This is a genomic window from Mycobacterium sp. D16Q16 (assembly GCF_002013745.1).
GTDB lineage: Bacteria > Actinomycetota > Actinomycetes > Mycobacteriales > Mycobacteriaceae > Mycobacterium.
Map to the genome: position 1 here is coordinate 372143 of NZ_MAEY01000004.1, position 19374 is coordinate 391516.

Consider the following 19374-nt stretch of genomic DNA (forward strand, 5'->3'; position numbering starts at 1 on the left):
GGTCAGAAACCGGCGAAGAGGTCGGTCTCGGGCGCGGTCGTCGCGATGCGGGTGCGTGCGAGTTCGAATTTCTCCGTGGGCCACAGCTGCTGTTGCCAGGTCCATGGCACCAGGAAGAACGGCCCGTTGGGATCGACTTGCGACGCGTGCGCCCGCAAGGCCCTGTCACGTACAGAGAAGTAGTCGGCGCAGGGGACTTCGGTGGTCACCCGGCGCCCTCGCAGCCGCCGGGTCAGCAGGCCCACCCGCCGCACCCAACCGGGGACCGCGACATCGCCCGCTCGGGGATCCGCTGGGCCTGCGTTAGATCTCCGGCATGGGATACGGCCGATGATCCGCTCCATCCTTCCGGCGAGCTTCACCATTCCCGGTGTCACCCTGACAATTTCGTGGAAGTAATAGAGCTTGCCCACCTCTTCACACGCCTCATACGCGGCGACGGCGAGCTGGTGACAGCGAAGGTGATCGGGGTGCGGGTAGCCACCGCATTCGTTGTAGGTGATCATCACGTCCGGCCGGAAATGCCTGATCACCTCGACAAGGCGGGGCACCGATTCGGCCAGTGGCACCCGGGCGAACCCGTCCTCGGGCAACAGACTGGAGTCGAGCTGCAGACCGGAGTCCATAAAACCCAGCCAGTGATGGTCAACACCAAGAGTTTTCGCCGCGAGCGCCATCTCTTCACGACGCACATCCGTCAGATTTTCGTGAGTGCCCGGCAGATTCATTGCCGGGTTGAGGATGTCACCACGCTCCCCGCCGGTGGCCGTGACGACAAGAACCTCATGCCCCTCGGCCGCGTACTTGGCCAGGGTCGCCGCACCGCGGCTCGACTCGTCGTCGGGGTGGGCATGCACCGCCATCAACCGCATGTTTTCAGTGGAACACAACGCGAACGCGGGGGCACCCCGGCCGGGATCAGCCGGTGCGCTGCGGACCGCGCACCGGCAGCTCACGCGCGAGACCACCCAGGCCGAACCAGAAGACGGGCTTGAGGATGGCGGCGACCGGGCGAATCACATACTGCGATCCCGGGATGTTCGTCAGGTATCGCGGCGCGCAGGCCAGTGTCCAGTCCACGGTGGACTTGCCGGGATCAGACTCCGGCACAACCCGATACTCCTCACACCACGACCCGAATACCGGCAGGGTGGCATCCAGCGCCGTGTACCGCATGACGCGGGGGGCATCGAAGTGAATGATCTGCTCGTGCTGGGCGAACACCATCCAGGAATGGATGTACATCTGAAAATCCCGCACGGTGCCGGCGGTCGGCGTGATGTCCTGCGGATACCGGCAACCCCAGACCGAGGGCAGCCACGACCACATGCGGTCGCCCGACACCACCCGCCATACCTCCTCGGGAGGTGCGTCGAAAGTGCGCCGAACACGAGTCACGAACGGCGCGGTGGCGAAGAACTCCTCGACCCCGTCGAGCTCGACGGGGACTGCGTCAAATCGCATGTTCGATCTCCTTCACTGGGCTGTTGATGGACCTGAAATCGTAAGCACCCGAAGGGAATGCGACACTGCGCCGATATGACTGCAACACCGTCCACGGCCGCACATAGGGTGTGTCGCCCTGCGAGTTGATGAAGTAACTGTTCGACCCCGCGCAGTTCACCGTGAAGTACCGATTCAGGTTGGCGCCGCTGCGGGCGATGTTCGCCTGGAAGTCGTCCAGCGCCTCCTGCGTGACCTCGACCCAGGTGGCCCGTTTGGCACGGGCGAGCTTGAGGACGGCCTCGATGTGACGCATCGAGTTCTCCAGGATGTAGTGGAAGCTGGTTCCGGTCCACGAGTACGGACCGACCAGCATGAACCTGTTGGGAAGGCCCGGGACCGAGGTGCTTTGGTAGGCCTGCAGCCCGTTGTCGCGATAAAACTCTGCAAGGTCGAATCCCTTGGTCCCCAGCACAGTTCCCAGCCGATAGGTTTCCGGGTCCGAGAACATCTCGTACCCGGTGGCCAGCACCAGAATATCAACGGGGCGTTCGACACCCGCCTTGTCGACGATGCCCGTCGGGGTGATCCGGTCGATACCGTTCGATACCAGTGTCACGTTCGGCCGGTTAAAGGTCGGGAGGTAGTCCGCCCCCAGCGTGCCGCGCGTGCAGCCCGCCCCGAACCGCGGCCGCAGCTGCTCGCGCACCTCGGGATCATTCACTTTGTGCCGGAGCCAGCCGCGATACGCCCAGAGCGCCACCTTGTCGAAGATCGCTGCCCCCGCCCGGAACAACGGCTTGGGCGTGTAGATCAGAACCCGTAAGCCAAGTTCTATGCCCCCCAAGGCAATCCCGTTGACTGTATTGGCGAATCTGCGCCCCGCCAACAGCCGCTGCAGTATGCGCGGCATCCGGAAGTCTGGTTTCGGGAAGTACCACTGCGGCGTCCGCTGGTACACATCGAGGTGCTCCACCTCGCCGGCAATGGCCGGTGCTATCTGCACGGTGGAACTTCCCACGCCCACAATTCCGACCCGCTTGCCGCGCATGTCCACATCGTGTTGCCATCGGGACGGCACCTGGATCGGACCCGCGAAGGTGTCCAGCCCTGGGATATCCGGGGCCGTTCGCGGGTTGATGTAGGCGCCTATCGCGCTGATCAGGAACCGCGACGAGATGACCTCACCGTCGGCGGTATGCACCTGCCAAAGGTGATTCTCTTCGTCGAACACCTCTCGTTCGACACACGTACCGAACCTCGCGTGGGCACGCAATCCGTGCTCGGTGACCAAATCCAGTGCGTACTGCTGTATTTCGGCGCCGGTGGCGAAGAATCGTTGCCAATCCCCCTTCGGCGCGAAGGTGAACTGGTAGGCAACGGTCGGGATGTCGGCACCCACTCCGGGGTAGGTGTTGCGCAGCCACGTGCCTCCGAAGTCCTCGTCCCGGTCGATGATGACGAAGTCCTGGATACCCATCTCGAGCAACTTGATGGCCGCACAGATGCCACCCAGCCCGGCGCCGATGATCGCGACTTCGTAGTCGGGTTCATCATGCAGACCCAGGGCTGGATCCACGGTTCGTTTCACGGCACGTTCCTTCCATTACTTGCGGCGCGCACACGGCTCTTCCCCACCCGTCCCCCGCTCACATATTTAATAGACTGACATGCCATTCACTAAATAACAAGCCCTGCCGGTCGCATGGTTCTGCGCAAACTCGCACATCACAGGTCTATGCGTGACCATAAGTATCCAGTACTATCCGTTTCACTAATTTCGAATCAACCGATGTGCACTGGAGGGACCGTGGGCAACCAGCCAGATCTGACGCTCGCCGAGACGTTCGTGGATCCCACCCGGATCACACAGTCCCCCACGCGCGAGCACGGCTATCTCGACGTGCTCGGCCCCGAGGACGACGAGCCGGTGTCCCTGGCCAACCGATTCATGCAGAGCCGGCTGCTGGCGGCGATCTACGAGCGCGCCTGGCGGCCGATGTTCACCCGCGGATTCAGTTATGGCGGCAAGAGCACCCTCAAGGCCCACACCGCATTGATGGGCGAGATCGCCGGCCGCGGCGATCTAAAGATCCTCGATGTCGCATGCGGTCCCGGTCTGTACACCCGCGAACTCGCCGCGCAGCTCGGCAACGACGGCGCGTGTATCGGCCTGGACCTGTCAGGCCCCATGCTGCGGCGGGCAGTGCGCGACAACTCGGCCGAACACATTGACTACATCCGTGGGAGCGCGCACGCACTTCCGTTCGCCGACGCGACATTTGACACCGTGGTGTGCCTCGCCGCGCTCTACCTCATCCCGAATCCCGAACAGGCCGTGCGAGAACTGTGCCGAGTCGCGGGACCCGGCGGCCAGATCGTGATCTTCACATCCCTGCGCACCCCGGCGGCATCGCTACCGGGTGTCACCGGAGCCATGCGCATCGGCGGCTTCCGCGCGTTCGGTCGCGAAGAAGTCACCGGTTGGCTACGTGCTCAGGGGTGGACCGATATCGATCAAACACTCACCGGCCAGGGACAATTCATCCGCGCCCGCCGCGAGGCCGCGCTGCGCATCGCGACCTGACGGCGGAGCGCTCTCTACTTCTTGTTGGGCACCAATTTGATGAGGTCGGTCATACCCGCCTTGGATGCGAAGTAGCGGGTAAGGCCCGGCGCCAGCCGGTTGTTGAGATACTGTAGCCGGGCCTCGGGTGTCACGGGCACGACCTGCTTATTCTTACGTACCGCGTTCACGATCTGACGCGCCACCTTGTCGGGGCCGTATCGACGCATCGCATAGGCCTTGTCACCGGCCTGTTGCATCCGCGCCTCTTCCTCAGCATCCACACCCGAAATCTTGGTGTTGGCAACAATATTGGTGTGTACCACGCCGGGGCAGATGGTGGTGACACCGATGTTGTTGGCGGCGAGGTCGGCGCGCAGGCAGTCCGAGAACATGAACACGGCGGACTTGCTCGTCGAGTATGCGGTGAAGGCCTTCTGCGGGCTGTAGGCAGCCATGCTGGAAAGATTGACGATGTGCCCGCCGAGTCCACGTTCGGCCATCTTCGCGCCAAATGCCCGACTGCCGTTCACCACTCCGAACAGGTTGATCTCGATAACACGGCGGAACTCTTCCGAGGGTGTGTCGAGGAAGCCGCCCGCGGCACCCACTCCGGCGTTGTTCACCAGGACGTCGGGTACACCGTGCCGCTCGACGACCTCCTCCGCGTGCGCGTTGACAGCGTCCTCGTCCGCGACGTTGAGCCGGTAGGCGTGCGCCACACCGCCGGCCTCTTCGATGAGCGTGACGGTCTCGTTGGCACCGTCGAGGTTCACGTCCGAGAGCACCACCTCGGCACCCTGTCGGGCGAATTCGAGGGCGGTCTCCCTGCCGATACCACTGCCCCCTCCCGTGATGACCACCAGCTGGTCTTCGAACGGCTTGCGGCTCTTACCCATTTCTGCCCTTCGTAATGCGCGGTCGGGCTCCTTGCCCGATACCGCGTCGATGAGTTCGACAGCCGCCGTGGCGAGCACATTCGGGTGCGAGAACGGCAGCCAATGGCCACCGTCGACCACTCGCCGCCATGTCCGCTGGTTCCATTTGAGCTCGTCGTCGTAGTTCGACTGGCGCACCGCGGGATCACGGGTGCCGACAATCACCTGGACGGGCACACCGGTGTGGCGGTCCTGTGGGTGCAGCATCGCCGGTAGTGCATTGGCCCGGTAGACACGCAATGTCCTGGTGATATCACTCATGAACGTCGGCCCGAGGTGAATTTGCTCGACAGGTGCACCTTCGGCGACGGACAGTCCAGCACGCCAACGGTTTTCGTTCATGGCGAGCTTGAGCAGAACGTTGGGGATGACGGGGGTCATCGACCCGAACATGTACAGCAACGAGCCGATCTGCCCGAGGGCAAGCGCCACATTCTTCGGCGTGGGGCTGCTGAGTCGCGAGCGCACCCACCGGCTCATGTGATGCGCAGAAGGGCCGGACACCGAGGTGAACGAGGAGAACCGGTGTTCCAGGTCGGGATTGCAAATGGCTTCCCACATCGCGACGCTGCCCCAGTCGTGGCCCAGGACATGCACGGGCTTGTCGGGGCTCACCGCATCCGCGACCGCGACGTAGTCGCTGGCCATCTCGGCGAGCCGGAAGTCACGGAAGCTCTTGGGGTTGGTGCTCTTTCCCGCACCGCGATTGTCAATGGCAACCACCCGGAAGCGGTCCCTGAGCAGCGGCGTGACACCGTCCCAGAGGTGATGCGAATCGGGCCATCCGTGCACCAGCAGTAGGGTTTCCCCATCCGGGTTGCCCTGAATGAAGTACGCGACGTCGATATCCCCGTTGCGCACCACGTGTTCGGTGACGACGTCGTTCGTCACTCCGTCGGCGCGCTCTGTCGTGAGAGTCATCCCATGTCTCCGTTCTTAGATGTCCAGTACCAGTCGCCCGCCGTCGGCACGAGACACACATAAGAGCATCTGGCCTTCGGCGCGCTGAGTTTCGGTCAAGAGGGTGTCGCGATGATCGGGGTTGCCCGCGAGCACCTTGACTTTGCAGGTGCCGCAGAAGCCCTGCCTGCACGAGTACGGCGTGCCGGGTCGGGCCGCGAGAACCGCAACCAGTGCACTGTTCTGCGGCCCGACATCCAGCACCGGGCCGCCCCCGCCCAGCTGCACCTGGAATGGCACCCCATTCTCGATCGGCGGAGCCGAGAATCGCTCGAAATGCAGTTCTGCGCCCGGGTACTCAGCGACCGCATCGCGAATCACCTTCAGCATGGGGCCGGGCCCACAGCAATACACCGCCAGATCGGGATGCAATGGCGGCAGCAGATCGGCTGCCGTCGGCATCCCGCCCTCGTCGTCGGTACGGACGGTGATCCGCTCGCCGTATCGGGCCAGCTCATCGCGGAACGGTATGGACTCCTTACTGCGTCCGGCGTAGGTCATCGTCCAGGGCAGCCCACGCTCTGTGGCGACCGCCAGCATGGGCAGAATCGGTGTGATGCCGATGCCGCCGGCCACGAAATGGAACTGGCGGACCCCGGCGTTCAGGTGACCGGTAGTGGCCAGCGGGAAGGCGTTTCGCGGCCCTTTGACGCCGAGCACGTCTCCAACGCGCACCGTGTCGTGCAGCTCGATGGATCCCCCCTTGCCTTCGGGTATGCGCCTGACCGCTATCCGGTACCGGTACCGGTCGCGCGGGTCACCGCACAACGAGTACTGACGCACAGCCCCCGACGGCAAGGTGACATCCAGGTGTGCGCCCGGTCGCCACCTCGGCAGTTCTCCACCACCCACGGCGGCCAACGTGAAAGCCACCACGTCCTGATCGGCAGCGACTACCGAACGTTCCCGGACAACCAGATTCAGTGAGCGGTCCACCCATGTGGGTTGACGCACGGGCCCCAACAACGGGCTCAGCCGCAGCACGGCGGGCAGTGTCTTACCCAATGCGGCGACGGCGGGCGGCCCCACGACGTCAAGAACTTTCATGCCCCAGCCGAGTGGGTGACGGCCCGTCGGGGCCGCCACCGGGAGTGCCCGCGTCATGCCGCGGCCGCGGCTTTGGCCGCCGGAGACTTGGCAAGATACGCGACCGCCTGTGCGGTGTCCCCGATCGATTCCGGAGTGAAACCGGGCCGCAGAAAGCTCCGGAACCCCTCCCCCAAGACACTCCACTTCAAGGTGACGCCCCGCTTCATCGCCTTGTTGGTTTCACGAGTCCAGCGCGCCAGGCTCACCTTCGGCAGGCCCGGATCGGCACGTGCGAGCAGCCAGCTGAGCAAGACAAGCCCGACCGGGATTGTCGCGCAGGAACCGATAAAGTACGCCAGCATCCGGGGGCGTCCGACCCCAAGATGCCGAGCAAGATCCCAAGCCACACTGCGGTGTTCGACTTCCTCTGCACCGTGCCAGCGGAACATGTCGGTGATCACCGGGTCCGCACCGTAACCCTCGAAGTCGAAGTTGAGTAGCCAGTCTCCGGCGGTGGCGGTGAGATGCTCCAGGCCCGCGATAATCGCCACACCTTCGACCATCGCCCGGTATTGCGCCTTGGGTGGGAGCCGGTCCGTCTGCCGTTTGAAGATGGCGAGCATCCGGTCGGTCAGATCGTGCAGCGGCTGTGCATCGATACCGTGCTGCCCGAAGTACTGCAGCAGCGCTTTGTCGTGCGTGTCGGAGTGCAGCTGCTCCTGACCGATAAAGCCGATGACCTCTTCACGCAGCTTGTCATCCTTGATATGCGGCAGCGCCCGGCCGAACACCTCGACAAAGAACAGCTCGCCGGCAGGCAACATGAAGTTGAGCGCCGACAGTGCATGTGAGGCCACCGGCTCATTCGGGATCCATTGCAACGGGGAGTTCGAGAAGTCGAACGTGACGTTGCGCGCATGCAGCGCCACATCGCCGATGTCTGATGTGTCGTTCATCTGTCTACCTCCGTGCTGCCGTGGGCTTTCGAGCCTCCTCGACGCCACTTTGGCGCGGAAGCAGATTCAGATCATCCAGCTTGCCCAGCGCCCAGGCTCCCCATCGCTCGGCTCGCTCGATCGAGAATGCCTGGGTGGTACGACGGTTGATTCCCGGCGCCACTCGGCCCAGGACGTACCCGAGCCATGCCTCGGTGCGCACCGGCACCACCGCAAGGTCGTACTTCACCGCGCGTAGGACGGCGCGCGCCACCAGGTCGGGGCTCATCGGGGAAAACGGCAGGCTGGCCGCGAACTCCTGCACCCGGAGCATGATTTCCTTACCCCGATCGACCATGGCTTGGTCCACGCCCACAGTTATTCCGTTGATCCCAATATTGGTGTTGATGAATCCTGGGCAAATTGCGCTGACACCAACACCTTTCGGACCAAGTTCCAGGCGAAGACATTCGGTGAGCATCTTCACCCCGGCCTTGGACACCGAGTACGGAGCCATCACCGGCGTCGGCGTGAAGGCCGCTGCCGAGGCGATGTTGACGATATGCCCGCTGCCGCGTTCAACCATCTGTTCACCGAAGACCCGGCACCCATGCACCACTCCCATGAGATTCACCGAGAGCAACCGGTCCCAGTCGGCCGGACTGAGTTTCAGAAATGCCCCGCCCAAGGCGATTCCAGCGTTGTTCACCAGCACGTCGGCTACGCCATGGTCGGCGAGTACGTCACGCGCGAAGGTCTCCCACTGAACCGGATCGGTAACGTCCAATTGCACCGCCGATGCCGTGTTGCCGTCGGCGCGGATCATGGCCGTGGTGGCTTGAGCAGAGTCAAGATCCATATCGGAAACGACCACGTGGGCGCCGTGTTTGGCGAATCGAATGGCGGTGGCCCGGCCGATGCCGCTGCCTGCACCGGTCACCACCACCAGCTGGGGCTCGAGTTTGTTGAGTTTCACCTTGGTCTCCTACCGCACGCTCTCGACAAGAATCGGAGCCTGACACTCAGTGTGTTTGGCCGCCGCACGCTCACCCAGACGCTCGAATCTGTCGATACCGAACGGAGACATCAGTCGCCTGTTCAGGGCCGGGAACGCCCGCGACAGGAAGTACCCCAACCACGATTCGAGCTTGACCGGAACCACCACGAGATCCAGACGGACCGCACGGGTCACGGCCCGCGCGACGAGGTTGGGGCTCATCGGCGTCCACGGCAGCTTCTCCGTGACGTCGCGCATTCTCTGCATGCTGCGCTGGCTTGCATTAACGATTTCCTGGTCGACGCCCACCATGGTGCCGTGCAGACCGATATTGGTGTTGATGAATCCGGGGCACACCGCGCTCACGCCAACACCCTTGGGTCCCAATTCAAGCCGCAGGCATTCGGTGAGCATCTTCACCCCTGCCTTGGACACCGAATATGGTGCCATCACCGCGGTCGGCGTGTAAGACGCCGCCGAGGCAATGTTGACGATGTGGCCTCCCCCACGCGCGACCATCTGCTCACCGAAGACCCGGCATCCGTGCACCACCCCCATCAGATTCACGGACAACTGCTTATCCCAGTCCGCGGCGCTCAGCTTCAGGAATGGGCCGCTGACCACAATTCCAGCGTTGTTCACCAGCACGTCCGCCACGCCATGTTCGATGGACACATAGCGGGCAACATCCTCCCAGTGGGCGGGATCGGTGACATCGAGCTGCACAGCCGATGCGTTGCGCCCCTCCGCGTGGATCAGATCCACTGTCTCATTGGCGGTGTCCAGATCCAGATCGGTAACCACCACGTAAGCACCGCGTTTGGCGAATCGGATGGCGGTCGCTCGCCCAATACCGCTCCCCGCACCGGTCACCACCACCAACCGGGGTTCCAGCGGATTGTTTCTCATGCACTCTCGCCGACGGTCGATGCCACGATCTCGGGAACCACAGCGCCCGTTGAATAGCGATATACGTCGAGGTTGTAATGCCGGTTTTGCCAGTACATCTCGCCGTGCGTCGTCGGCCGGAATGGCGAGTCACCATTCTGATCCAGGTAGTACGTATTCGAACCGGCGCACACATCGGTGAACAGGAAATTCTTCTCCTGCCGCTTCAGGCACTTCTGGAAGTACTGGTCGTGGGCCTCCTGCCGGATCTCGCAGACGGTGGCTCCGCGGCGCTTGGTCTCGGCGATGGCCCGCGCCAAGTGCGCCGATGTCGCCTCGATCATCCACAGGTAGGACCCCAGGACAAATCCATACGGCCCGGTGATGGAGAACATATTGGGGTACCCGGGCACTGAAACCCCTTGGTAGGACTGGAAACGGTGTTTGTCCCAGAAGTCGCCAAGATTCTGTCCGTGGCGCCCGAGGACAGGGAATGGTGGCACAGAACCCTTGTCCCACAGCTTGAATCCCGTCGCGCAGATCAGCACGTCGACGTCGTGCTCAACCCCGTCCACCGTACGCACTCCGGTGGGCGTCACGCATTCGATCGATTCGGTGATCAAACTGACGTCATTCCGGTTGAACGTCTTGAGGTACTCATTGGACATCGACGGGCGCTTGCAACCCAACCCGTACTGGGGGATCAACTTCTCCCTGATGACGGGATCATGGACCTGCTCGCGCATCCAGCGGCGCATCGGCGCCTCGCCGGCACGGCGAACCGCGTTGATCAGCCAGGCCGGGCCGGCCACCTGACCGCTCATCGCTAGCTCGATACCGACGGTCGCCACCGATCGGATGGCAGAACGAATCCGCCTATTTCCCAGCACCCTCCGCCCAAGAGAGCCGATTTCGAGATCGAACTTCGGCCCCACCCAGATTGGTGTGCGCTGGAAGACCGTGAGATGGCTGGTGTGGTCGACGATGGCCGGAACCAACTGCAAGGAGGTCGCCCCGGTCCCTATCACCGCGACACGCTTACCCTCAAGCGCCACATCGTGATCCCACAGTGCGGTATGCAGGAGCGTTCCGGCGAAGTCATCGACTCCTGGAATGTCGGGCATCTTCGGGCGTTCCAGGCCACCGACCGCCATCACGCAGTATCTGGCGGTAATTTCCTTTCCGCCGTCAGTAGTCAATCGCCACAAGCTGTTTCGCTCATCAAACTCCGCGCGGATGATGCTTGTCCCTAATCGCAGCTTCTCGCGCAGTCCGTACTTGTCCACCATGAAATCGGCGTAGTGCTGTAACTCGTCCCCCGGCGCGAACAGACGCGACCAATCGCCACGTTGTTCATAGGAGAAGCTGTACACCACTGACGGGATGTCAACTGCGACACCGGGATAGGTGTTCGCATGCCAGGTGCCACCCACCTGGTCCCATTTGTCGATGACGACGAAATCGTGGATACCTTTGCGTTGCAATGCAATGCCGGTTCCGATTCCACCGAATCCGGCCCCGATCACCGCTACCTCGTGATCGGGTAGTGTCAGTTCGGCCGTCGTTGAATGCCGTGCGGCAGTGCTCACCGTTCGCGTCTCCTTTGACGTGTCGCGGGCTACTTGAGATGGTCGACGAGAATGCCCTTGGTGCCGAAAAGCTCTTTCTGCCAACGATCCAGCAGTTCATCGGTGTTGATGTCGTCGGGGTGAAAGCCCGGTCGCAGATACTTGCGGACGTCTCCCAAAATTCCCTTGAACAAGGGTCCGCCGAAAAGTCCCCGCGCTTCTTTCAGCAGTCGAAGCGGTTGACGCCGCGCAACCGGATCGGACAGCAGTGATCCCGCCAGGATGCCGAGCGTCAGCGGCGGCACGATGGTCATCGCGGCCAGCGTGAGCCCGATCCTCATCGTCTCGGTACCGCCAACCGCGCGATACACATCGAAGGCCACCGACTTGTGTTCCAGCTCCTCCAAAGCGTGCCAGTTCAGCAGATGCCAGACCTCGGGATCACCCGGAATGGCCTGCACCTCATCACTGCCCAGCAGCCGCTCGGCGAGGATCGCGGTCATATGCTCGGCCATCGCCGTGAACGCCAGATGCGCGTGGGCGGGGAGCATGTTCTCGAACCGGATCAACCGGTCAATCTGCTTCTGCGAATCCCACCAGGCGATGGGATAGCCCATTTCGACCAGCTTCTCGTTGACCCGGCGATGCTCCTGCCCGTGTACCGACTCCTGCCCGATGAATCCCGCGACACGCTTCTTGAGCACTGGATCGGTGATCTGGTCAGAGAACTTGCGCACCGAACGGATGAATCCCTCTTCCCCAGGCGGGAAGCCTCCCGAAAGTCCCGCGACGAAGTGGCTGTACACAATGTCGTCTTCCACGAAGTACTTGTGGGCATTGCCGTCATCGCCGAAACGAAATCTGATCCGCCGAGTCTTGGGGTACGCCGCAGCTGGGCTCACCATGTCATCACTCCCTTGTGACGGTAAGTTACTAGTACTCAAAGTACTACCTGGAGTACACCATAAGACGGCGGCGGCATGGGGCGCAATACGCCGCGGCAGATGAAAAGGGCGCAACACGACGCTGGGCCGATCAGCGGTCGGCCCAGCGACAGGACACAAGAAGGCGCCCTGGAACAGGGCCGGAAGCTATTCGGCAGGTACGAGGACGGGTTCGTCTGGATTCAGCTCGACGCCACGGGCCTTGGCCGATGCCGCGAGCCCACCCCACACGTAAACCACCAGCTCGTCGACGAGAGTCTCCTTGCTGATGACCGGCTCATCGAACCAGCGCAGTACGGCAATACCGGTGGAGGCCAGCATCGCGTCGATCACGTACTCGATGTGATCGGCGTTGCCGCCGCGGGAGCTGAAGACCGAGCCCACCAGCTGGGCAATGGCATCGGACAACGGGCGCCCGCTCTCGATCAGCGATGTCGCATTCGCGTACTGAACGCTCAGCAGAAACCGCACCAGGTTGGGCCGCTCATCGACGAGGTCGACATAGCCGGCCAGCCCGGAGCGGAAAAGTTCGAGCAGACTGACGGACAGGTCGATGTTCGAGACCAATCGCTCGACAACCAACTCCTGAACGCGCATCGCCACCGCGGCGAAGAGGGCTTCCTTGTCGGTGAAGAAGCGATACAGCTTGGGCCGGGAAATCCCGGCCGATTTCAGGACGTCGTCGATCGAGAGGTCGGGACCGAGTTCGTCGATCGCGTTCAGGGTGGCTTCGACCAATTCCGCGCGAACCTTCGCACGGTGCTCACGCCACCGGTCGACGCGCGCATCACCGGTCAGCTCAGGAAGGCCGCGATCGGGATACACCTGCGTTGACACGCCCACATCGTAGACCGAATAGCTGGGCGTCCGAGGCGCATAGGACCACGTAGGAGGACCGATCTTCGCCATGACAGATCGTGACAAATGACCCTCGACAGGTGACCAGCAAATAATGCGGTTACCGCGATGAGATCGTGCGCCCTAGATGGGGGTATGGACCATCTCTACCCCACCTCGGTATATTTATCCGACATAGAGTTCAGCTAATGAAGCTGGTTGTGACCGCGCCCGAATGCGAGGCGGCAAGTTAGTGTATTTACCAAAATATTTGCCAGGAGTGGTTACTGTGTTCGCGTGGCCAGCACCAACGGAGACCGGCGAGGACCGGGCCGCCCGCCGAACCCCCAGCGTGCACGCGAACGCCAGCGCACCCTGACCGAAGCGGCCGCACTGGAGTTCGCCGAGAAGGGCTACCACAAGGCCAGCATCACCGACATCACCCAGCGCGCCGGCGTCGGCCGGGCCACGTTTTATCTGTATTTCGATACCAAACGCGATGCGCTGGACGCGGTGATCGACAGTTACTTCCAGAGAACACTCGCCGCGGTGAATGACACCAGCGACCTGTCGGGCAACGCGGGCGACTTTGAACAGCATCTGCGCACGGTCTTCACCCGCCTCTTCGACATGCTGGACAACAGCCCCGAGATCATGCAGGTCATCCTGCGTGAGGGCTTGCTCGACTCGGCGATGACCAAGCGCATGTTCGGCATCCTCGACCTCATCGAGTCCGTCAACATCACCATCATCGAGCAGGCCCGCGCCGACGGCACCATCACCTCGGCCATCGATGCCGCCTTCCTGGCGCATGCCATCACCGGGTTGTCGATGGCGGCCACCCTCAAGGCGGTCCGAGGCGAGCTCGCGGGCGATGCGCGCGAGACATACATCGACTCGTTCATCGAGCTGGTGCGGTCGATCACGACCGTTCCCCCCGCACTCGCAAATTCTTGACAATTCGCGTCCCAAGATCTGGAACCTCCGCTAGCCTCTGCTCTAGCCAATAAACTGACCACTGAACCAGTGAATTGCTAGAGGACCGGGTCGGGGGACCTCCGACAGCCTCGTCATGACTGCGCCCTCACCGGGACGCAGGCCACGCCCGCGTGTGCGGGCACACGCTCCGACCTGACGATCGCGGCAACCCCGCGCTTGACATGGATCATGACCTACACCACACTAAGCCAACGGCTGTGATGTGGGGTACTAGATACCCGCTGTTACACAGTTGTCCATTAGGCGGGCTGTTCGTCCAGGTCGGGCCCGAATTGAGAAGCCAAAGGAGCCACTGTTGAACTCAGCCGTGAGTCAAGTAGTGGCCGAGACGCGGGCAGCGTCCGCTCCGGTGGACTGGTTCGAAGACTCCGATGGTGAATCCGACAGCAAATCGAGCGTGGACAGCGTGCCCGGTTCTCCCCCCGGCGGAGCATTCCAGCTACTCGATCGGGCGCCCGGAATCGTCCGGCGCCCCGCTGAATATGTGATCTCTCAGACCGATTCGATGCTGAAAACGCTCGGACGTTATGTCGATCTGGTGGCGCAATCTTTCGCGTTTCTCATCAGCGACATCGTCCGGCTGCGCCATCCGTGGCAGGACACCGTGATCCAGTCCTGGTTCATCCTGACGGTCACGGTTGTTCCGGCGATCCTGGTGTCCATCCCGTTCGGTGTGATCGTCGCCGTTCAGGCGGGCAGCATCATCTCGCAGGTCGGCGCCTCGTCTATCTCTGGCGCGGCCGGCGGCCTGGGCGTGATCCAGCAGGGCGCACCCATCGTCGCCGCCCTCCTCCTGGGTGGCGCGGCAGGGTCGGCCGTCGCCACCGATCTCGGTGCCAGAAGCATCCGGGAAGAGGTTGACGCCATGCGGGTCATGGGTGTCAATCCCGTCCAGCGCCTGGTCACCCCGCGACTGGCGGCGATTCTCTTCGTGTCACCGCTGTTGTGCATCTTCATCATTTTCGTGGGCATCTTCGCCGGCTACCTGGTCAACGTGGGTTTTCAGGGCGGCACGCCTGGCAGCTACCTGTCTTCGTTCGCCGCGTTCGCCAACGTCAACGACGTCACCGTCGCGGTTCTCAAGACCTGGCTGTTCGGTGTGGTGGTCATCCTCGTGGCCTGCCAGCGCGGCCTGGAAGCCAAGGGCGGCGCACGAGGTGTCGCCGATGCCGTCAACGCCACCGTGGTGATCGGCGTGGTCACCGTCATGGTGCTCAACACCGTGATCACCCAGATCGTGGCGATGTTCATGCCATCGAAGGTGGGCTGAGAATGGCGACTTCCCGTCCGGCCCGGTACTTCCCCGACGAACTTCCCGCAGCCGCCAGGTCGATCTGGAACTTCACCAAGGGGGCAGGCGGCTCCGCCGAACATCTCGGCCACCAGATCACGTTCGTCGGGCTGGTGCTGGCCGCAATACCGCAGACCATCAAGCGTTATCGGCGACAAACCGGTGTCCTGCTCGTCGATATGACCTGGGGCAACGGCTCGATCATCGTCGGCGGCGGGGTCATCGGCGTCCTGGTGTTCATGGGCATCGCGGTGGGCGCATCTGTTGGGATCGTTGGCTTTTCGACCCTGGACATGGTGGGCATGGGATCTCTCACCGGATTCATCTCGGCCTACGTGAACACCCGGGAGATGGCACCGATGATCGCCGCCATCGGATTCGCCGCACAGGCCGGATGCCGGATGACCGCCGAGATCGGGGCCATGCGTATTTCCGAGGAGATCGACGCGCTGGAAGCTCAGGGCATCAGGTCCATTCCGTTCGTGGTCACCACCCGCGTGATCGCGGGCGTCATCATCATCGTCCCGCTGTATATATTGACCTTGCTGCTGGCCTACGGCTCCTGTGCCTTCATGGTGTTCTTCGTCCACAACCAGTCACAGGGCGTGTACAAGCATTACTTCGACTCATTCGTCCATCCGATAGACGTGCTTTATTCGGTGATCAAGGCCGTGGTGTTCGTCGTCATCATCATCGCCATCCAGTGCTATCAGGGCTATTACGCCGGCGGCGGTCCCGAGGGGGTTGGGATGGCCTCGGGTCGCGCCATCCGGGCCTCCCTGGTCGCGATCGTCCTTTTCGACATGCTTCTCACGTTGCTCTTCTGGGGCAACAATCCTGGAATTCAGATATCGGGGTAATGGGTGGCCATCTATAAAGATCCGAGCGGGCGGGCCGCAGGCCCCGGGGCGCTCAAGTTGCGCGGGCTTGCCCTGGCGCTGGTGGTAGCCGCGGGCGGTTACTCGCTGTATCAGTCCGGAATCGGCAGCTACGGCCAACCATTCGAGCTCACGCTGATCACCAACACCATCGGCGAGGGCATGGGCCCCGGCGGCGAGGTGAAGTACCGCGGCTACAACATCGGGCAGGTCAAGTCGCTGCAGACCACCGGATACAACAAGCAACGGATGACCGTGATCCTCGACGGCCGACAGGCCAAGGCACTCACGTCAGATACCAAGGCGCAGTTCACTTCATCGAACATCTTCGGCACCGCCGCCGTCGAACTGGTCAGCAGCGGCGTCGGCGAGCCGCTGAAACCCGGTGGCGTGCTGGAGATCAGCAGCGACGTCCAGGCCGCGTCCATCACCGGATTCCTGCGGATGGGTCAGCGGCTGGGCGCGATCCTGGACACCCGCGAATTCAACGCCATCATCGCGACGTTCGAGCGCCACGCCGATCTGACCGGCCCTGTCGTGAAGTCGTTCTGGGACTTGTTCGCGATGATCGCGGATACCCAGAAGGTGCCCTTCTCCAAAACACTGGATGTGATGGCCTCATTGATCGACGGGACCAACGACTTCGTCCCCGTGATCGGATCAACCAACAAATTGCTGGACAGCCTCAACTTCACGGTGGGTCCGGGCAATACCGAGCGCGCGACGGCCGCACTCGACTCCTTGTCGGATCTGCTGAAAGTGGCAGGCGACGGACTGCACACGAACAACGACTGGCTCGTTCCGCTGATTCGATCGATCATGGATCTCGCTGTCCCCTATACCTATTTCCTGGGGAGCCTGGCCCCGGCGTACGACCGGCTCAACGGTCTGTTCGATCGCACCACTGCCGCATTCCCTGTCGACAACGGCAAGGTGCGCCTGAACGTGCAGCTGATCATGGATACCGCCCCCGGCCTCGGCGCGGCATTGCCGATGGTGCCTGAGGGGCAGGCTTCCAACGCGGCCGCCCCCGCCCCCGGACCGCCGGCTGGAGCGCAGCGATGAAACGGATTGCGCTTCTCATGACGGGCCTCACCGCGATTATCGCGGTGGCAGTGGTGCTGACTCTGATCATCGTGAATGCCCTACGCACCCCGGTAAACGGTCCGGTCCGCCGCTTCGACGCGCTGTTCACCGATGCCTCCGGGCTCATCATCGGCAACGATGTGCGCATCTCCGGCGTACAGGTCGGCAAGGTCGAAAAGATTCATCTGGACGGCAAGAACGCACGGGTCACGTTCAACGTGCTGACGGATCACCCGCTCTACCAGAACACCACGGTGGCAATCCGGTACCAGTCCCTAGTCGGTCAGCGGTACGTCGAGATCGCGCAAGCGCCGACACCGAGCGCACCACTGGCGGCCGGAGCCACGATACCGCTCGGCCAGACCATTCCCTCCTTCGATATTGCCAAGCTGTTCAATGGTTTTCGCCCCATATTCGAAACACTTGACCCCGCCCAGTTCAATCGGCTGACCGAGAACATCCTGCAGCTCATCCAGGGCGACCAGCGGGGCATTGGGCCGATCCTGCGGGATATCGATGCCGTGCTAAAGCTTTCGGTCGATCGTCAGGCCGCTCTACAGGCCATCATCACGAATCTGGGTGATGTCTCCAAGGAACTGGGCGGCACCTCAGATCAACTGTTCTATTTGATCAACGACCTCAACGATGTGCTGACACCGTTCGAGAAGCAGGCCGACGAGTTCAACAGAGCAGGCGCGGACGCACTGCCGGTGCTGCGCAGATCGGTCAGCATGCTGCGGTACATCGAGAACACGGTGGATGGCGCACAGTTGCCCCTGTACGACGTGGCCAGCCGCACCACGCCGGGGACACCGACCATCATGGCCGGGCTATCGCTGATACCAGACTTGGTACAGGGCATGCGTGACGCCTTGATCGAGGAGAAAACAGCGCCCCCCACCGCATTCGAGTGCAAGAACGGGATCGTCAAAATGCCCGGTATCGGTGAAGTGTCCTTCGCCAACCAGGATCTGGTGGTGTGTAAGTGAGCTTCTTCAAGAAGATCTTCGCTCGAAACAATCCGATCCTCGACGAGCACGAGGCAGCCAAGCGTAATCGCCGCAACGGGCTGATCGGGGTCCTGGTCATCGCCTCGGTACTGGCCGCAACAGGCGTCGCCTTCGTCAACACCAGCGGCATGAAGACCTATGCGCTGCATCTGCGGGCTTCCGGAGGGCTGCGTGCCGGCGACGACGTGCGCATCGCCGGGATTTCCGTGGGCAAGGTATCGACCGTCAGCATCGATAAATCACTGGTAAAGGCCGTCTTTACGGTGGATCACTCGGTCCCGGTCGGATCCGAGTCCCGTGCCGACATTCGGATGCTCACTCCACTGGGCGGGCACTATCTGGCCCTCTACCCGGAAGGCAGCACGCCTCTGGGCAACACACCCATTCCGCCCGAGCGCACCAGTGTCCCCTTCGAGATCAACGAGTTATTCCAGAAGTTCACACCCGTGGTGAAGAAGGTGGACGCCAAGGTCATCCACGACAGCCTGATGGAAGTGGCGAACGCAGTCGACAAGTACCCCAATGGTTTACGCGACTTCTTTCAGTCATCTCAAGCGCTCATCAAAGCACTTGAGCCCACCACCGAGGACTTTCACGCCACGCTGAACTACGCCAATGAATATCTGCGTGCCTTCAAGACAGGCAAGGAACAACTCGCCACGATCGTCACCATGCTGTCCAAAATCGGTGCCAAATACAGCAAGTCGACGACTGACCTGATCGAGGTGTTCGTCCTGGTGAGGGATCTCTTCCGACTCTTCAATCGGTTCTTCACGGCGTACGCGCGCGATTACGAGCCCATGCTCAACGGCCTCGATGACATCGTCGACACCCTCACCAAATACCCCGAGAAGCTCGGCAAGGCCGCCGAACAATGGGGCCAACTCGTGGGGATTGTCCTGCCCATGCTCAGCGGCAACGGCATCACCATCAACGAGAACGACCGGGTGATCCCCGGGCAAGACGTCTGCCTACCGCACTTCTTCAGGTTCTGCTGAGGCCCTT

General features: G+C 62.3%; 18 protein-coding genes. 7 read left to right on the forward strand and 11 right to left on the reverse strand.

Annotation, left to right across the window (positions count from 1 at the left end; genetic code table 11):
- Positions 1-2: 2 nt before the first annotated feature.
- The 3 genes from mca to B4394_RS06435 are packed head-to-tail and all read right to left on the reverse strand — an operon-like array spanning position 3 to position 3034.
- Positions 3-872, reverse strand: a complete 870-nt coding sequence (mca, locus tag B4394_RS06425) for a mycothiol conjugate amidase Mca (protein ID WP_078314509.1) — start codon at positions 870-872, stop codon at positions 3-5.
- Between the two features lie 46 nt (positions 873-918).
- Positions 919-1464, reverse strand: a complete 546-nt coding sequence (locus B4394_RS06430) for an SRPBCC family protein (protein WP_078308188.1) — start codon at positions 1462-1464, stop codon at positions 919-921.
- The gene (locus B4394_RS06435) at positions 1454-3034 is read right to left on the reverse strand and encodes a flavin-containing monooxygenase (RefSeq protein ID WP_078314510.1); all 1581 of its coding nucleotides are present in this window, start codon (positions 3032-3034) and stop codon (positions 1454-1456) included. The genes B4394_RS06430 and B4394_RS06435 overlap by 11 nt, the downstream gene beginning before the upstream one ends.
- Before the next feature lie 219 nt (positions 3035-3253).
- Between B4394_RS06435 and B4394_RS06440 the strand changes: the two genes are divergently transcribed.
- Entirely contained in the window at positions 3254-4030 is a 777-nt protein-coding gene (locus B4394_RS06440; protein ID WP_070953481.1) for a class I SAM-dependent methyltransferase, read from the forward strand.
- 14 nt (positions 4031-4044) lie between these two features.
- Here B4394_RS06440 and B4394_RS06445 read toward each other — a convergent pair whose 3' ends face one another.
- From B4394_RS06445 to B4394_RS06480, 8 genes are all read right to left on the reverse strand, one after another.
- The gene (locus B4394_RS06445) at positions 4045-5868 is read right to left on the reverse strand and encodes an SDR family oxidoreductase (protein WP_070953482.1); all 1824 of its coding nucleotides are present in this window, start codon (positions 5866-5868) and stop codon (positions 4045-4047) included.
- A 15-nt stretch (positions 5869-5883) separates the two neighbouring features.
- On the reverse strand, positions 5884-6954 hold the full coding sequence (locus tag B4394_RS06450) for a PDR/VanB family oxidoreductase (RefSeq protein WP_078314511.1): 1071 nt from the start codon (positions 6952-6954) through the stop codon (positions 5884-5886).
- Between the two features lie 53 nt (positions 6955-7007).
- On the reverse strand, positions 7008-7892 hold the full coding sequence (locus tag B4394_RS06455) for a metal-dependent hydrolase (protein WP_078314512.1): 885 nt from the start codon (positions 7890-7892) through the stop codon (positions 7008-7010).
- Positions 7893-7896: 4 nt separating this feature from the next.
- Positions 7897-8847, reverse strand: a complete 951-nt coding sequence (locus tag B4394_RS06460; RefSeq protein WP_070950626.1) for an SDR family NAD(P)-dependent oxidoreductase — start codon at positions 8845-8847, stop codon at positions 7897-7899.
- A 9-nt stretch (positions 8848-8856) separates the two neighbouring features.
- Positions 8857-9777: an SDR family NAD(P)-dependent oxidoreductase gene (locus B4394_RS06465; RefSeq protein WP_078314513.1), complete on the reverse strand. Its 921-nt coding sequence runs from the start codon at positions 9775-9777 to the stop codon at positions 8857-8859.
- Complete coding sequence (locus tag B4394_RS06470; protein ID WP_070953486.1) at positions 9774-11345, reverse strand: flavin-containing monooxygenase; 1572 nt, start codon at positions 11343-11345, stop codon at positions 9774-9776. The genes B4394_RS06465 and B4394_RS06470 overlap by 4 nt, the downstream gene beginning before the upstream one ends.
- A gap of 29 nt (positions 11346-11374) precedes the next feature.
- Positions 11375-12229: a metal-dependent hydrolase gene (locus B4394_RS06475; protein ID WP_070953487.1), complete on the reverse strand. Its 855-nt coding sequence runs from the start codon at positions 12227-12229 to the stop codon at positions 11375-11377.
- Between the two features lie 186 nt (positions 12230-12415).
- A complete protein-coding gene (locus B4394_RS06480; protein WP_030096462.1) occupies positions 12416-13111 on the reverse strand; it encodes a TetR/AcrR family transcriptional regulator in 696 nt (231 codons plus the stop codon).
- Between the two features lie 291 nt (positions 13112-13402).
- Here B4394_RS06480 and B4394_RS06485 point away from each other — a divergent pair, with 291 nt between their 5' ends.
- The 6 genes from B4394_RS06485 to B4394_RS06510 all read left to right on the forward strand — a co-directional run bounded on the left by B4394_RS06485 (position 13403) and on the right by B4394_RS06510 (position 19367).
- Positions 13403-14062 carry a TetR/AcrR family transcriptional regulator gene (locus B4394_RS06485; RefSeq protein WP_078314514.1) on the forward strand — a complete coding sequence of 220 codons (660 nt, stop codon included), beginning with the start codon at positions 13403-13405 and terminating at the stop codon, positions 14060-14062.
- 349 nt (positions 14063-14411) lie between these two features.
- Positions 14412-15374, forward strand: coding sequence for an ABC transporter permease (locus B4394_RS06490; protein ID WP_078314515.1), 963 nt, complete (start codon positions 14412-14414; stop codon positions 15372-15374).
- Between the two features lie 2 nt (positions 15375-15376).
- Positions 15377-16255, forward strand: coding sequence for an ABC transporter permease (locus B4394_RS06495; protein ID WP_078314516.1), 879 nt, complete (start codon positions 15377-15379; stop codon positions 16253-16255).
- A gap of 3 nt (positions 16256-16258) precedes the next feature.
- The gene (locus tag B4394_RS06500; protein ID WP_078314517.1) at positions 16259-17338 is read left to right on the forward strand and encodes an MlaD family protein; all 1080 of its coding nucleotides are present in this window, start codon (positions 16259-16261) and stop codon (positions 17336-17338) included.
- Complete coding sequence (locus B4394_RS06505) at positions 17335-18348, forward strand: MlaD family protein (protein WP_078314518.1); 1014 nt, start codon at positions 17335-17337, stop codon at positions 18346-18348. Before B4394_RS06500 ends, B4394_RS06505 begins: the two co-directional genes overlap by 4 nt.
- A gap of 14 nt (positions 18349-18362) precedes the next feature.
- Positions 18363-19367 (forward strand): MCE family protein, encoded by a 1005-nt coding sequence (locus B4394_RS06510; RefSeq protein ID WP_078314622.1) that lies wholly within the window; start codon positions 18363-18365, stop codon positions 19365-19367.
- Positions 19368-19374: the final 7 nt, after the last annotated feature.